We start from the raw sequence: 15,172 nt of genomic DNA, 5'->3' as shown, positions 1-15,172 counted from the left end.
TAGAGCAAGCTACACCTTTGGTAATTCTTGGGAAATCCTTTCGGCACTGCGATCATAAGGGATGCGGATGTAGTCTTTTTGCTATTGCGGCTTGCCGTCCAAAATCCTCCGAATTTCCTCGGCTACTTCTTTCACTTCCAAGGGCTTGAATATGATTCCCGAAACACCGTTTTTTCGCAGTTCTTGAAGGTCTTTTGCGAGCATATGTCCCGTTACGGCAATTGTTTTTACTGTGGACCCCATATCGCGCAGTGAGTGCAATAATTCAACACCGCCAACTTCCGGCATGACGACGTCGGTGAAGACGAGGTCGAAATTTCCATTATGTTTGAACAAGTCCAGGGCTTCACGGCCATTTTTTGCCGTCACAACCTGATAGCCCAAGTCGAGAAGAAGTTCTTCACTCACGTCACGGACGTGTTGGCTGTCCTCTACGAGGAGAATGCGTTCGCCTGTGCCCTTGGGAAAGCTGACGTCTTCGGGAGGTAAACTTTCTACTTTTTCTGCAGATTGATGGATCGGCAGATATACGAGAAATTCAGTTCCCTCACCGACCGTCGAATCTACTTTGATGAATCCCTCGTGCTGTTTGACAATGCCCCAAACCTGGGATAAGCCCAATCCTGTACCTTTACCGGCGGCTTTTGTGGTGAAGAACGGCTCGAAAATATGGGGCAGGATATCTTCCGGGATGCCCGTTCCCGTATCCTTGACGGATAGGCAGAACCATCTGCCTGGTTTCATGCCGGAAATTGGAACATCCTCGTCGCTATCTTCTTCATGAACGATCGCGCTTGACACTCCGACTCGCAGCACTCCGCCTTCCGTCATAGCATCACGCGCGTTTACGACCAGATTCATCAGGACCTGTTGAATCCGAGTCGGATCGGCTTCGACGAGGTATTCATCCGGGTCGATCTCGATATACAAAGAGATGTTTTCGGGGATCGTTCGTTGCAGAACTCGTACGGCTTCCTTTACGAACGGTCCGAGATCGATGGGGTGTCGTTCGATCGGGGCATGCCGGCTGAAATCGAGGATCTGCTGAACCAAACTCGCCGCCTTGCGCGACTCGCTGAGGATCGTCTCGAGGGGCTTTTTCAGATCGTCGGGCAGCTGTTGTTTGCGTAACGGCATTTGCGCATAAAGCATGATGGTCGTGAGCAGATTATTAAAATCGTGGGCGATTCCGCCGGCGAGTTGGCCGACCGCCGCAAGGCGTTCCTGCTGCTGCACCTGGCGTTGAATCTCCCGTTCTTGTGTCACATCCCGGATCACGATAATCCAATTCTCGGTAGATCTGTAGGCGTCAATGGGTCGTGCAACGACCTCGAAAATCCGGTTGTTTGTAAGAACTTCATGCCAAGGGACATCGGTATCGGCTTGAAGAATATCGGAAATGGAACAACCACCGAGATGGGAAATCTCATCCCCGACAGAAGCTTTCGCCAGTGCCTGTAAATCTCGAGTTCCTGCCGGGTTTGCGAGAATGACACAGTGATTCGAATCAAGCAGGAGTACACCATCCGGTACGGTATCCGTGATTTGCTGTACCTGCTGCATCTGTTCGCGGATCTGATCGACAAGCCGCAGCCGTTCGGCAGCAATTCCGATCTGGTACCCGACCGCTTCAAGAAGTCTAGTTTCTTCTGTGGTCCATTTGAATGGCTGGGGAGAGGCGATACATAGCCCGCCAAGCCGATTCCCTTCCTCGGCTTTTATCGGAACCGTGATCGAAGCTCGAATGCCATGCGTCTTGAGAAATGTCTCGTAGAAGTCAATGCGCGGATCTTCCTGCGTCACTTTTTGCCAATCATCGACAACGAGGATCTCCGGCAATCCGTTACTTTCGGGATTGAAATCGTAGTGTGGGAATTCGTTTTCTGGCGGTAGCAGTTTTCGAGAAACTGTATGAGGCGGAAGCCAGATGATTCCCATGTTCATTTCAACCGCGTAGAGGGATAAATCCAGGGAAATTTTCAGCAGGTCTTGAAAATCGACGGCCGTCGAAGTGGAACTTATGATGGTGTTGATCGCCTCGAGATGGGCGGCGTGGCGTCGAAGTTCCTGCTCCACTCGTTTGGATTCGGTAATATCTCGGGAAATACCGAATGTCCCCGTAACGTTCCCCTTTTCATCCCGCATGGGCAACTTGGTCGTCGAGACCCATGTTTCGTGGCCGTCTGGCCAGGTCTCCTTCTCTTCTTTCCCGACGATCGGTTCACCCGTCTTGAGCACACGCATCTCGTCTTCGAATGCTTCGCTTGCATGTTCCTCGGTGAACAGATCGAAATCGGATAATCCCAGAAGTTCGTCTGGAGAATCCTTGTCGTGTAATCTGGCAAACGCCGTGTTGACCTTAATAAAACGGCTTTCCTTGTCTTTGAAATAAATGGCATCCGGGGAGTTTTCCATCAAAATACGCAGCAGGTGCTGCTCTCGCATGAGTGCTTGTTGGGCCTGCTCACGGTCTACGATCTCAAACTCCAGCTCGATTTCCTTTTCCCTGGCTTGTTGCTCCGCTTCCGTGTAGGCCTGTTGGAGTACTTCATGTTCCTGCTGTCGCTCCTGGAGGAGCAATCCGTAGGTGAGTGAGCTGCTGATTTGTTCTTGCAGCATGTCACAGGCTCTTCCATCCGGAGGGTAGACTTCAAAAAGAACTGTCCCTAGTGGTTCATCTGCACGTTCAAGTTCTTTGACTACGAAAGACCAATTTCCGGACATGGCTGCTATTCTTCGCCGAGGAAGGATGTTTGTCGAAATGACCGGTTCTTCGGATTCAAACGGCAGTCTACCTTTATCGTCGAAGGCGAGAATCATTTTCAAAGGACGAGAGTCGATTCGCGATTCGTCCTCAGCAGTTGGTACGGTTTCTTCGTACAGAGATAGGTAGCAGCTTCGTATTCCGAAACGAAGCAAATTATGATGCAGGGTTTCGAGTAAATCGTCGAGTTCGAGAGCCGTCGATATGGCCCTGGTCATGTCTCGCAAGTTGGCATATTGTTGATCGTAGATCAGCGATTGATGCGTTTCGATTTGCTGAACTTTCTCGCCGATCAGAACACGTGCTTGATTACTCAGTTCCTCGATCCGCTCCGTAGCCGACTCGTCGGTATATTGACTCCGTGTAAAATGTCGAAGTGAAGATATCACTCTCTGCCATTCGTTTATTTCAGTTTCCAGAGTAATTGTGTCTTCGATACATTGTTTGAGTTCTCGCAGGAAATTGTTCGAATGGCTTTTTTCAATGTCTGCGATGAAAGCATCGAACAATCTGCTGCTTCTATAGGCTTCCAATCCTTCGATGGTCGTATCAACGATTTGCGCGATCTCCGAAAGAGTGTCGTCTCGATTTATGCTCGATATTTTCTTGTTGCTGCTCTTGAGACTTGTCTTCGTGATCGCACGTCCTACCGCAGACGATGCGCAGCCGCAAGATTGACGGATGCAGAGTTTTGTGGGAATTTCGATCCGATCAGGGACGTCGCCGCCCTCCAATTGGGTCAACACGATGTCGACGGCATACCGGCATTGTTCTTTCAATTGCTGTCGGACCGTGGAGAGGGGTGGTGTAGCTGCTTTTGCAATGACCTGGCTATCGAAGCCGACGACGGCAACATCATCCGGAATTATCAGGCCTCGATTTTTCAAAGCCCACATCGCTGCCAGGGCCATGGTATCGTTAGCACAAACGATTGCATCGAGTGGTAAATCCCGCTCGTCGACGAACAATCGAACGGCCTCCTCGCCGGATATCGCCTCCCAAATACCGGGTTCTGAAATCAAATTGGGATCTATATCAATGCCAGATTCGATGAGTGCGTTTTTGTATGCCTTGAATCGGGTTTCCGCCTCGATCTGTCCTTCCGGTCCCCGAACGAAGGCGATGCGTTGATACCCGTGGTCGTCGATGAGATGCCGGACCAGAAGATGCATTCCGATGTAGTTATCGGAAAGAACTGCGGGAATGCCCTCGACATGCTGGCCGATGCTGACAGATGGCTTGGATGCGAATCGATTGCAGAAATCACGAAACGTCTTCTCGGATACGTAGGTTCCTAATCTCGATCCATAGATGATGATGCCATCGATAAGGTCCTCGTTTGCGGCTCGGTAGATTGAATTCTTTAAGCTGCTATATTCGGCTGCATCATTTAAGTTTCCACCTGCGATGCTAATCACGTTTGCATTCCGCTCGTGGGCGGCTTCAACGATCGCGGTCCACATGGCCAGGCTGAAGTGATCTTCCATGGCTACGGTGAGGAAGGCGAGTGTCGGACGGGCAGCCGGAATTCCGTCCTCTTGCGATGAATGCGCTTTCTTGTTCTTCTCTGTCGCCATGATTTTCCTCGATCCAGTCAACTGCGATTATGAATTTTCCAACGCGTCACGGACTGCATCGGCCAGGATGTCAACGTCGTAAGGTTTCCGAATAATCGATTTCACGCCCACTTCCCGTAATCGATCCAGGTCCTCGGCCAGGACGTGGCCCGTTACAGCAACGGCTTTAACGAGTGAGCCTGTAGCCCGAATTTTCTGAAGCAAGGCTGCGCCGCTGATCTCAGGCATCACTACGTCGGTGAAAACCAGATCGATATGGTCTGTCTTCATGAAGATGTCGTACGCTTCTTGCCCGTTCGCAGCGCAGATGACCAGATACCCTAGATCCTCCAATATCTGCGCGCCGATTTCTCGCATCAAGTCATTATCTTCAACAAACAGGATGGTTTTCGCCCGTCCGCAAAGGCTGGGCTGCTCTTCCTGCAGCGTCTGATCACATCCTTCTATCGATAATGGAGGATGATTCATCGTAACGTCCTTTTCCCTTTATAAACCCACCAGGCATGGGCGATCATCGACAAAGTAATGTGACGATGCCAGCTGTTCCAGTGGCGCACGCCGTACTCGTCCATCTTAAACATCGTGCATGCTTCAGATACCATCTGATCGAGTATCCCCAAGTCGTTAATTCTCTCGGCGAGTTCGGCGAGTGTCGCGTCCTGCGCAGCGTTGGAGATGAAATAGGCAGTTTCGCATCGTTGGCTTACCGATCGACGGGACAACAGCCAGACTTCCTGGGGTTCGATTTCGTTCTGGAGTTCGAGAACACGGTCCGAGGCCCAATCGAAGACGCAGATTTCGTCACCATTGGAATGGTCGATGACGCGTTTCCATTTCTTCTCATTCCAACCGGATACGATCTTGTAAATGGAAGAACCACAGGCTTCGTCTTCCTGGTTGGTCGGGTCTGACGGCGTTTGTCTGTGATTCAAGTTTCGGAAGCTCGAATCGGTATCCCGTCCGGAGAGAATGTAATTCATGCCGGCCGCTTGTATGACGTTGCGTAAGTTCGTATCGCTGCAGAATGGTTCGCCGCCAACCACCCAGTGAATGGGTGTTCCGATGGCATGGACTGAATGAAGCATGTCCAAGGCGAGATCGGATTTGCTTCGAAATTCGATGTCCTCGGGGATTTTCGCTTCGGCTCTACGGATTTGGTCGTCCGTCCATTCCACGGGAAGGTAAAGGCGGCGGTCGAGAAATGTACAACCTTTCGGGGATGCATAACCCAGGAAAAGGCAAACCTGACAATTCTGGTCCTTCTTGAGTTCGCGATTGAATTGCGCTTGTACTCCGACCGTTTTTTCTCCCTTTTTAGAGAAATACGTCACGCCAATGAGGCATACGCCTTTCTCATGGCCCAATTCGGCAACAATGAAATCTTGTAGACTATGGTGGACGGCTTCATCGTCCCATTGCGCGCCAAAAAACAATCTCTGGGCGGACTTTGAGAATTTCCTGTAGGCAGGGGGCTTCTTTCCGTTGGATTTGGGATCTGACTCGACAAGCAGGGATTGGACGTAGTGCAAGGCTTGTTGTCGCGTCTCGCTACGCGCGAAATATTGATCGAATTGATCGTGGAAAAATTCTTCGAACTCTTTCCTTTCACACGATCGGTCGACCGTTGAAAGAGATTTGATACCAACCTCTGAAATACTTCCGCCTGTTCCGTTCATCACCTGAATACATTTCACAAATCACGGATAGATCTACTTTCGAAATCAAGCTAGGAATTCAACGATTTGTTTGATGGCCTGGTTCGTCATGCGGCGGTAACTGTGGTCTGGCGGCGCGATAACCGCAAGAATCATTTCCTCGCCGCCGGCCTTCAAATATCGGCAAACCAAGCGCATCCGATTGGAATCAAGAATGGAAAATTCATCAATCTCTGCCAGCGGAAATTGATCGCGCGCTTCTTTACTCACTCTCTTCAACATCGCGATCATGGCTGCCGCTTTATCCGTATCGAAGTTTGCAGGTACGGTTGCGATTGGCAATCCTTCAACGCTGGCGAGAACGGCAGTCTCGAATTGACCTTGCTCGTGCAAGGTGAACAGCAGTTCATCGAGCGTTACCGGTTGGTACGTGGCTAAATCAACTTGTTGATAATTCATTGTAACCTTCCTTCAGCCACTAAGTGTCGAATGCTAATTTTCGCCAAACAGACTCTCTATCTCTGTGGTCAATGCTTGACCAAATTCATCATCGACAATGCGCCCCTGTTCCTTTTGTACTCGTTCGAACTCCGCGGCAAGCGGAACGAGGTTCTTCACGGCTTGTCCGGTGAAAAGGCGTACAAGACCGATCTGAACTTTTGTGCTGAACAGGACGACGAGCAGGAAACTGCCGGCAACGTTCGAAAGATAGATATTTTGATCGTCCCCTTCGTGGAACATGAGTTTGAAGGGATTTTCCTCACCGATCTGGCGGGCAATCTCTGCCGTTGCGGCCATGTTGCTGGCGGTTAAAGCAGACAAGATGACCGGATCAAAGGTTTTGGTAAACCCTTGTTGGCAGATCAACTGACCGCTGATGTCCGCAAGCAAGACACAGCATGCCTGGGTTTTCTCCAGCAATTGCGACATGATCTTGATGATCTTCGTCATCAGAGCTGGGGGTATGACCACTTTATCTGACATTGGGTACCTCCCGAAATTGGTTGGCGTTGACTTTCAAGTCCGAAATCATGCAAACGTATTTGGAAGTCCCGCCGAATTTACGCTGGAACGACATATTTTGGGTGGATCTGGAGATCGTCCCATCGTCAATTATGTGAAAGGTCGTGCTGATTTCTCGGTTAATTTGCGTAACCAACATGGTTAGCTTCTTCTCCGCAATCGTTCGATCGCAGCTTTCAGGCTGACTCTCATCCGCTCAATCGATCGGGCGAGATCTTCCATTTCGTCACCCGTCTCAGCGATAATGGGAGTGTCCAAATCGCCGCGGCTGATGCTCTCGGCTGCAGAGCTCAGATATAAAGCCGCATTCGTCAGACCACGCCGGATGGTGAGAGCGCTGAATACGGAAATGATGATCCCGATGATGACGACGAGAATCGCGATTCTCGTAATGCCGATGATCTGATTTTCAAGAACATCGACGAGTTGTGACTTCTCTGCTACAGCAGTAGAAAGTAAATCGTCCATGGTAGGTCTAACGATTTGGATGAAGAATATGTCGGCTTCATCGAGTTCGCGTATTGCACCGGCCGCATCATTTGGATTGGTCTCGTAGGTTGATTGTGCCTTATCCAGATATTGGTGGTAAATCGTGACTGCCCGTTGGATTTCCATCACCATATCCGAATATCGAGCGCTTGTATTTTCGACGACGAGCGCCCATTCCTGCATGTAGTCATCTCGAGTTTCAGCCGCCGTCGTCTCCTCACCGGTCGCGAATTGATGACTCAACAAGATCCGTTCGGTCAACAGGAGCTTCATGCCTCTTTCCATGAATTCAATGGTTTGCTGGGCTTCGATTGAATCTCGCGCTGCATTGGTCAGTGTGTTGAATCCGATGAAAACCGCGATCCCAATCAGAGCCAACAAGACCAAAGGAATTCCGAAGCCAAGTCCCAATTTTCTGCCGATGGTCAATCTCATCTTAGTTCAGATCTCCTTACTCGTCATTGCAAAGTTCGGTATGCCGTAGACAGCTGCAGCGGTAAGTACTCCTTGATCGTCGGGTTAGATGCCTCGCAACAGATCCAACATGATCTGCTGGAAATGCATGCGTTGATCCGCGTCTTCAATTTCCGTACTTACTTGTTCCACCAGGTCCGCGACTTTGTTGCGCGGGAAAGACTCCCTTGTTTCGTTCAGCGAAGCGATCTTCTCGTCGATGATCACCGGTCCAACAGGTCCGATTACTTCAATAAATTCATCATTGAGCCGGTCGAAAAACTCATTGTCGATGGCCGTGACGGGAGGCGACTTGGATTCCTCGACGATTTCAAGCAGTCTCGTTTTTACCAGTCCAGCCAGCACGCTTGCAGCTTCGAATTCGTCCCATCCGAGAGACGCAGCGATATCGGTGATCGTGCGAACGCCGTTTACCTGCGCAAGGACTTTCCATTCGTTCGGATCGAGGTTGATCGCTCCCGTTGTCCCTTCGGCAAGATTGAAGATCGCCTGCATCGAAGGTATCACGTTTTTGATCTCTGACCATCCCTGGATGCGTTTTTCTCCCTCGGCGAGGAGTAAATCGGTGGAAGTTGAAATTGTTTCCTCTGGGGTTTCAATACCGCTGACGAAATTGAAGTCTCCGTGCAACCATGACAAGAGGGAATAGAAGGCATCTTCCCCAATCAGAACACCGGCAATCGCGTGAACAATGTTGCCGTTCTCCAGGAAAATCTCACCGGAGTTACTTCCGTCTGACAGATCAAGTTTTCCCGTTTGACCCCCCGATTTTAACAACTGGATGATGTTCGGGAGTGATAATTGGTTAAGATCACCCCGTAAAGCTTCTGCCATCACATGACTCCCTCATTAATGGATCGATATAGGCGCCAGGATATTTCATCGACATCGTCTTCCTGCACGATCCGGATTACCTGCTCTTTGGGTGCGATGTTGCTCAGTTGGGATTCGAATTCCGGCTTGGATAAACTGACGTTCAACGTCAGTCGAAGAAGGGCGATGTCTACATTCGATTCGCAGATTACCACGAGTGCGGCCTGTTTGAGGTCGCGTATCAGCACCCGGATTCCTTCATAGGTCAGATCAATCTCTTGAATACCGTTTTGTATCCTGGCAGCGATTGCGTGCGTCACTTGACGGCTGATTCCCCGCAGTACAGCGATGTTCAGATTTGCGGGAACAGCATTCACGATCACATTGCCGCGATTATCGCAGATGAACGATCCGAGTACACCGTCCAACGCGTTGATTTCTGCGAGTACCTGATCCATGTTCTGCTCTTAGTCGGCCGTGACACCAAGGATGAATGGCCCCAAGCCCAAGCGCTTGATCGTGTCGTCGTACTTGTCCTTGACCGCCTTCATCTCGGTCTGGATCCTGTGTTCCAGATCGGCGGCTGCCGGTTGGGAGGACAACTGCTCGATAGTCGTACTCAAGCAATCACTGAGACCTTTGCTCAGATTCTTCGCATCACCACTGTACTGGATTCTGCCGTCCTTGTATTGGAACAAGCCGGCGAAAGGATCCAGAAACGGGTATTCATTGGCCTTTTCGATCATGACGTATTTGAAGGCTTCGAGGAATTGACCTCTGCCGATCGTGCTGTCTGCCATTCTTTCGATCGCGCCAATCGTTTCGCCCCACACGGCCAGTAGTCGAGGCAGGTCGAAGCCGGCTTCGATTTCTTCGCTTTCGGCGAACGAGGCCTCAATAGCGGCGTTGTACACGTTGAAATCTGCGCCCAGTGCCGAAGCGTTCTCGATAATGTGAGGCAAAATCGCGTCACCGGATATCGCCTCATCCTGCATCGAGAGGATGCTCTCGACGACTTCACCATTCTCGAGGAAGACAATCGCTACGCCATCGCCCCCGGTCATCCTGACCTCGATGTAACCAGTGTGTCCCTCGCTCTTCAGTTTTGCAATGAGTTTTTCGAGGCTGGTGAAATCCGTGTTGAGATCCTTGTAGCGTACTTCGCTTCTCACTGTGCTGGCGAGCATGGTCACCTTCTTCGGTGAGAGACTGTATACGCTGATGGAACCATCCTTCTGGTTGACTTTTGCAGTGATGCTGCCGACGGCATCGTGACTGGTTTTCCTGTTTCCGCCGGTTTCTTCGATGGCGTTGATGATGTTGCCGTTGTCCATGAACAGTGCGGCTTCGTAATCCCAGAAACTGATAAAGACATATCCGGTGAAACCGTTGGACTTCAGATCCAGCAGCAACTTGCCGAAACTCGTAAAGGATGTGTTCAGATTTTCGTAGATTGGTTTTCCCTTTGGTAATAACATCTCAATTCTCCTATGAGAGCTAATCTTTGTCGAAACGAATTCCGTTCTCGACGATCGCTCGAATAGAAATTTCCGGGGTTATCCTCAATGCATCAGACTTTTTCCTTTCGATGCCTTCTCTTCGTGACTTGTATTGCATTGGCTGTGGCACTCACTGAAATTTTGGGATCCATGGACAATGCCGTCAAGTGTTTTTCAGACGGAAAGACGATCATCCTCCAGCCATCGCCAGACATGGTGATCTGCTGGAGCGTCCCGGTGTTCAAAAGGATGCCCAATTCTTCTGCGCGTCGGCTTGTGAAAGCTGCGAGAGCCGCCGCTGCCTTGGGATTGTTCGTTGCCTCGAACGCTATAACATCACCGTATTTCGAAGTAACGAGTGCACTTTCGATGCCATTGATCCGCGTGAAATCTTTTGCCATGCGTTCGGCGGCTTCATGCTCCGCTTTCTGTTTTTCACGATTGGCAGCGTCTTCGTCACCGCTTTTCGTGAGGGTTTGCTCGTCGATGCGCCGCAGTCCCTCCAACAGCAAATGGGACCAGTTTGTCTCGACGCTGCGTTTCGGTGCGCGTACGTCTTTCGTTAATTCGAACGATCCGTCTTCCCAGGTTAGAAGTTCGAAGATCACGTCTTCTCCTTCTTGCGAACCCAGGGTCATGTGGACGATGTCCCCTTCATCGAAAAACAAGGTTCCTTCCTGATTCCGATGTTTCACAAGCAGGCGTGCTTGATTCATCTCATTGCAATTGATGCTGATCAGACTGGATAAACTGATGTCAATTAGATTCCCCTGAACTGCCATAGGTTAATGCCTTTGTTTCTTAAGATTTATAGTTGTCTAACCACAAGATTGATGATGGTTTTCAAAGTGTCGAATACGCCGTGTCCCTTGATCGCGGACGAGCCCATGCAAGGAACGCCGTTGATATTCATCTGCGTCTTTAGATCATCGGGCTTGATCACGTCGGGAAGATCCTGCTTGTTGAATTGAATGACGCACGGAAATGAATCTATCGGTGTCCCTAGCTGCATCAAGTATTGCTCCAGTGCCTTGAGGTCGCTGATGTTAGCAGATAAACGATCGCGCTGCGAATCGGCAACGAATACGACTCCATCGGAACCCTGAAGGACGAGTTTTCTGCTTGCTTCGTAATACACCTGCCCAGGCACGGTATACAGGCTGAATTTAGGTTTCAGGCCATTGATTTTCCCGAGTTCTAATTGCATGAAATCGAAAAAAATCGTCCGGTCTTCACGTGTTTTTAAGGAAACCAATTCACCACGCGATTTTGGGTTGATGTGGCCGTGGATGAATTGCAGGTTTGTCGTTTTTCCACTGCGAGCAGGGCCGTAGTATACAATTTTGATGTGTAACTCGCCCAGCTTCTGGTTTATATACATCTTGGTAGTTCCTCCATCAAAAGGCTAAAAATAACGTCAACTCACCGCCATTTCAAACTCGACCAATAATCACCAACTTCATACTTCGAGAACTTCATGATTTCGCCTTTTTTGATTCCTTCAACTCGGATGGAACGAGTCCGGCGTTCATGGCGTCTTCGAAGGTGATCAATTCTCCTGTGCCGACGTCCAGCAGGATCTCATCATCCAGCAAATTATCGAGTTCGGCATTCATCGCTTCCGCCAGGTTGTCGGAATCGATTTCCGCTTCCTTCTGATCGGCGATCAGCGGCGCCAGTTCGACGGCCGTTTGTTTGGTGTAATGCCAAACCGCACCAGGTTTGGTTTCCGAACCGAAGATAACCGCCAGGAGGAAGTCGCCGTCTACGTCGTGAGCATATATGTTGTATTCCGGGCCTTCATGGAAACTGGATTTGAAAACGGAATTGCTCTTCAGGATTCTGGCCAATTCGGACGAAGCTGCGAAATTCGCTGCCACGAGTGCACTGATGTTTGAAGTGTCCATGCCGCTTGTAACGCCTGCGGTTTCGACCATGTAACCGTTTGCGCTCAGCAGTAAAACGCATGAAGCTCCGGAATCGGCCTGTAATTTATTTAATTTGTCCCGCAGTGGTTCGCTAAGACCTTGCATGTTGGGTTGGTCATCGCTGTTCATCGAGCCGATTGCTTTTTCCACAATCTCCCGAATCTGCGCCATGCTGAAGGGTTTGTCGATAAAGCCCTCGAGTTTTAAATCCTCGACGGATGAACGCAGCTCCTTATTCCCGTATGCTGTAATAAGGACTACTTTCGTGTCAGGAGATATTTCACGAGCGGCTTTTGCTAATTCCAGGCCGTTCATGGTCGGCATCATGTAATCGGTTATGATCAGTTCGTAAGAGCCTTCTTTGATCTTTTCAAGGGCAGCCGCGCCGCTATTTGCCGTATCGACAGAATACGCATCGCACAACGTGCTCAGGTAATTGGTCAAGGCTTTCAAGATTTCATGCTCATCGTCAACGATGAGCATATGCCTGGTGTCTGCACCTTGATTCGTCAAGTCGATTCTCCCAAAGTGTAGGCCTTCCTGTATTTCCGCTGAATCTAAGCTAAGGGTACATCATAAGTGAGAAAGTAGACCTTTCATTTGGCTTGCAAAGTCACCTCAATATCTGCCCTGGTATGGATAAATCACCTGATGGCATCCCGGGAAACGTGCTCGACTTCACATTCCAATGGTTTCTAATGCGACGCGAGTGAACCACCATTATATTCTGCTTCACGATTTGTGTAAAATGGTCTAGACCATTTCGGGCCAGGCCATTTGGATCTGATCTACTACAAACTCGTGGAATTTACTGTTTTTCCATTGTGGTGTAGATTAAACGGGTAGTCCATTTCACCATTTTTGGTGAAGAACAAAATTGGATGGAGGAGGTGTTGCCGTGCAATATCGTAATTTGGGTCGTACTGGATGGCAGGTGTCGGCAATTAGCTTTGGCGCATGGGCGATCGGAGGGACCTGGGGGCATGTGAATGATCAGGATTCATTGGCCGCATTGCATCGAGCCGTCGACTTGGGTGTGAACTTCTTCGACACCGCCGACGTTTATGGGGATGGGCACAGTGAGAGTTTGCTCGCAGAATTACGCAAGCAGCGCGACGAGACGATTTACATCGCCACCAAAGCAGGTCGTCGTCTGGATCCCCATACAGCCAGCGGATACAACCGCAAGAATTTAACCGACTTTGTGGACCGGAGTCTGAAGAACCTCCAGGCAGATACGATCGACTTGCTTCAACTCCATTGTCCGCCTACGGAAGTTTTCTACATACCGGAGGTATTTGGTATTCTCGACGATATGGTCGCGGCCGGCAAGCTCCAGTATTACGGAGTGAGTGTGGAAAAAGTGGAAGAAGCTCTGAAAGCCATCGAATATCCGAATGTGCAGAGCGTCCAGATCATTTTCAACATGTTTCGTCATCGTCCCGCGGAGCTGTTTTTCGAGCAGGCGCAGAAACGGCAGGTGGGCATCATCGCCCGCGTACCTCTGGCGTCAGGCTTGTTGACCGGCAAGATGACTGCCAACACGACATTCGAGAACGACGATCATCGCGCATTCAACCGTCATGGAGAGGCGTTCGATCGCGGCGAGACATTTTCCGGCGTCGATTTTCAAACCGGGCTGAAAGCCGTCGAGGAATTGAAGGAAATCATCCCCGAAGGGATGAGCCTGGTCCAGATGGCCTTGCGCTGGATACTGATGTTCGACGCGGTGACGTGCACCATTCCCGGGGCAAAACGAATCTCGCAAGTCGAGGAGAACATGGCCGCCGCCGACCTGCCTGAACTCTCGGACGACGTGATGCGCAAGGTGGACGAAATCTACCAAAGAGATATTCGTGACCTCGTCCATCAGTTGTGGTGAGTCATGAGACATGGGTGTCGGAAGTGGTCCGGCCTTGTCTTGTTGTTCGTGACGCTGAACATGGCGAGTTGCAAGGTCGGCTTGGTTGCTGCGACCATGGAGGACACGTCTGCCACAGGTGCATCTCGGCCTCATTCCAAAATCCTCTGGGCTGTCTATCTGTCCTCGGGCGACCAAGTCTTTGAGCTGGGAGAAACGCAAGCATTTACACTCGATCTCCCGGTAAGCATGGGCGAGTATTACGGGTACAACCCGCAAACGGATCAGATCCTTATGGCGCTAGATTTCCCGGACCGAGGAGCCGGCCCTGCCGGCGTGTCCGTCAGCGATTTATCGGTCTTAAATCTCGAGAGCGGTACCGTGGAAGTATTACTCGAGGATGACGTCGTAAAGGCGTTGTGGTCTCCGGATGGAGCTGCCATCGCCTACATCCTGGCTGGAGAACGAACGTATGAACTGCATTGGCGTACGCCTGACGATGTCGACCGTGTTCTGGCGTACGATGTGACTTTCACCTGGAGTATCGCGCCGTCTGGAACGGCTGTTGCTTTTACTCGAGAATCCGGATATGGGCTCGATATTGAGCCGGGGTTGTATGTCGTCGACGTTGAGTCTCTGGAAGAAAGGTTGATCGCCGACGTGGATAATTCCGGAACGGGCAGCGTAACCGATCGACCTTACTGGTCTCCCAACAGCAGGGAACTGATCTTCTCACATTGGGGAGGACCGGACGATCCCCGCTTGATCCTGGCAATGGCAGACGGCAGCGGCGCCTTCGATCTGGGATTAGACGGAGCATTGGCGGATGAATGGTGGTCCACGATCGCGCTAACCGACGTCATCTGGGACATCGATGGATCGCATTTGCTGACTCTCTCCGCAGTTGCATCGAGGGATCTGGGTGGACCAAATCCACTCGTGTACTATCGTCTCGATCGTGATTCGCTGGAACTCACGGAAGGCGTGCTGCTCGATGAAGTGGATACGATGATCGGTTGGGCAGTACCCGGGCGTTCCGTTTGGGTCCTGACCTCCGGGAGAGGTGTCAAGCAAATCGCGTTGCCATAA

Annotated in this window: 14 protein-coding genes; 2 read left to right on the top strand and 12 right to left on the bottom strand. The window is 50.5% G+C overall.

What is annotated here, in order from left to right; genetic code table 11:
* Positions 1 to 81: 81 nt before the first annotated feature.
* From P8Z34_01315 to P8Z34_01260, 12 genes are all read right to left on the bottom strand, one after another.
* On the bottom strand, positions 82 to 4,341 hold the full coding sequence (locus tag P8Z34_01315) for a substrate-binding domain-containing protein (GenBank protein ID MEJ2549302.1): 4,260 nt from the start codon (positions 4,339 to 4,341) through the stop codon (positions 82 to 84).
* Positions 4,342 to 4,368: 27 nt separating this feature from the next.
* The gene (locus tag P8Z34_01310; protein ID MEJ2549301.1) at positions 4,369 to 4,809 is read right to left on the bottom strand and encodes a response regulator; all 441 of its coding nucleotides are present in this window, start codon (positions 4,807 to 4,809) and stop codon (positions 4,369 to 4,371) included.
* Complete coding sequence (locus P8Z34_01305) at positions 4,806 to 6,017, bottom strand: IS701 family transposase (GenBank protein ID MEJ2549300.1); 1,212 nt, start codon at positions 6,015 to 6,017, stop codon at positions 4,806 to 4,808. The genes P8Z34_01310 and P8Z34_01305 overlap by 4 nt, the downstream gene beginning before the upstream one ends.
* Positions 6,018 to 6,062: 45 nt before the next feature.
* A complete protein-coding gene (locus P8Z34_01300; protein MEJ2549299.1) occupies positions 6,063 to 6,455 on the bottom strand; it encodes a roadblock/LC7 domain-containing protein in 393 nt (130 codons plus the stop codon).
* A 33-nt stretch (positions 6,456 to 6,488) separates the two neighbouring features.
* Positions 6,489 to 6,980: a roadblock/LC7 domain-containing protein gene (locus P8Z34_01295; protein MEJ2549298.1), complete on the bottom strand. Its 492-nt coding sequence runs from the start codon at positions 6,978 to 6,980 to the stop codon at positions 6,489 to 6,491.
* Between the two features lie 180 nt (positions 6,981 to 7,160).
* Positions 7,161 to 7,943 (bottom strand): HAMP domain-containing protein, encoded by a 783-nt coding sequence (locus P8Z34_01290; protein MEJ2549297.1) that lies wholly within the window; start codon positions 7,941 to 7,943, stop codon positions 7,161 to 7,163.
* Between the two features lie 84 nt (positions 7,944 to 8,027).
* Positions 8,028 to 8,816 (bottom strand): DUF4388 domain-containing protein, encoded by a 789-nt coding sequence (locus P8Z34_01285; protein MEJ2549296.1) that lies wholly within the window; start codon positions 8,814 to 8,816, stop codon positions 8,028 to 8,030.
* Positions 8,816 to 9,253 carry a hypothetical protein gene (locus P8Z34_01280; protein MEJ2549295.1) on the bottom strand — a complete coding sequence of 146 codons (438 nt, stop codon included), beginning with the start codon at positions 9,251 to 9,253 and terminating at the stop codon, positions 8,816 to 8,818. The genes P8Z34_01285 and P8Z34_01280 overlap by 1 nt, the downstream gene beginning before the upstream one ends.
* Positions 9,254 to 9,262: 9 nt before the next feature.
* Complete coding sequence (locus P8Z34_01275) at positions 9,263 to 10,273, bottom strand: hypothetical protein (GenBank protein MEJ2549294.1); 1,011 nt, start codon at positions 10,271 to 10,273, stop codon at positions 9,263 to 9,265.
* A 92-nt stretch (positions 10,274 to 10,365) separates the two neighbouring features.
* Positions 10,366 to 11,076, bottom strand: a complete 711-nt coding sequence (locus P8Z34_01270) for a DUF4388 domain-containing protein (protein ID MEJ2549293.1) — start codon at positions 11,074 to 11,076, stop codon at positions 10,366 to 10,368.
* A 26-nt stretch (positions 11,077 to 11,102) separates the two neighbouring features.
* Positions 11,103 to 11,675, bottom strand: a complete 573-nt coding sequence (locus P8Z34_01265; protein ID MEJ2549292.1) for an ADP-ribosylation factor-like protein — start codon at positions 11,673 to 11,675, stop codon at positions 11,103 to 11,105.
* A gap of 94 nt (positions 11,676 to 11,769) precedes the next feature.
* Positions 11,770 to 12,735 (bottom strand): response regulator, encoded by a 966-nt coding sequence (locus P8Z34_01260; protein ID MEJ2549291.1) that lies wholly within the window; start codon positions 12,733 to 12,735, stop codon positions 11,770 to 11,772.
* Between the two features lie 421 nt (positions 12,736 to 13,156).
* Here P8Z34_01260 and P8Z34_01255 point away from each other — a divergent pair, with 421 nt between their 5' ends.
* Both P8Z34_01255 and P8Z34_01250 read left to right on the top strand, forming a co-directional pair.
* Positions 13,157 to 14,104, top strand: a complete 948-nt coding sequence (locus P8Z34_01255; protein ID MEJ2549290.1) for an aldo/keto reductase — start codon at positions 13,157 to 13,159, stop codon at positions 14,102 to 14,104.
* Positions 14,105 to 14,107: 3 nt separating this feature from the next.
* On the top strand, positions 14,108 to 15,172 hold the full coding sequence (locus P8Z34_01250) for a hypothetical protein (GenBank protein MEJ2549289.1): 1,065 nt from the start codon (positions 14,108 to 14,110) through the stop codon (positions 15,170 to 15,172).

The sequence above is a fragment of the Anaerolineales bacterium genome (genome assembly GCA_037382465.1).
In the GTDB taxonomy this organism is placed as follows: Bacteria; Chloroflexota; Anaerolineae; order Anaerolineales; family E44-bin32; genus WVZH01.
Note: the sequence above shows the minus strand (reverse complement) of the source record. Positions and strands in the feature narration are given on the sequence as shown.

Coding starts and splice junctions, on each gene's coding strand:
- P8Z34_01315 (MEJ2549302.1), bottom strand. CDS start 4,341: ATGGCGACAGAGAAGAACAAGAAAGCGCATTCATCGCAAGAGGACGGA.
- P8Z34_01310 (MEJ2549301.1), bottom strand. CDS start 4,809: ATGAATCATCCTCCATTATCGATAGAAGGATGTGATCAGACGCTGCAG.
- P8Z34_01305 (MEJ2549300.1), bottom strand. CDS start 6,017: ATGAACGGAACAGGCGGAAGTATTTCAGAGGTTGGTATCAAATCTCTT.
- P8Z34_01300 (MEJ2549299.1), bottom strand. CDS start 6,455: ATGAATTATCAACAAGTTGATTTAGCCACGTACCAACCGGTAACGCTC.
- P8Z34_01295 (MEJ2549298.1), bottom strand. CDS start 6,980: ATGTCAGATAAAGTGGTCATACCCCCAGCTCTGATGACGAAGATCATC.
- P8Z34_01290 (MEJ2549297.1), bottom strand. CDS start 7,943: ATGAGATTGACCATCGGCAGAAAATTGGGACTTGGCTTCGGAATTCCT.
- P8Z34_01285 (MEJ2549296.1), bottom strand. CDS start 8,816: ATGGCAGAAGCTTTACGGGGTGATCTTAACCAATTATCACTCCCGAAC.
- P8Z34_01280 (MEJ2549295.1), bottom strand. CDS start 9,253: ATGGATCAGGTACTCGCAGAAATCAACGCGTTGGACGGTGTACTCGGA.
- P8Z34_01275 (MEJ2549294.1), bottom strand. CDS start 10,273: ATGTTATTACCAAAGGGAAAACCAATCTACGAAAATCTGAACACATCC.
- P8Z34_01270 (MEJ2549293.1), bottom strand. CDS start 11,076: ATGGCAGTTCAGGGGAATCTAATTGACATCAGTTTATCCAGTCTGATC.
- P8Z34_01265 (MEJ2549292.1), bottom strand. CDS start 11,675: ATGTATATAAACCAGAAGCTGGGCGAGTTACACATCAAAATTGTATAC.
- P8Z34_01250 (MEJ2549289.1), top strand. CDS start 14,108: ATGAGACATGGGTGTCGGAAGTGGTCCGGCCTTGTCTTGTTGTTCGTG.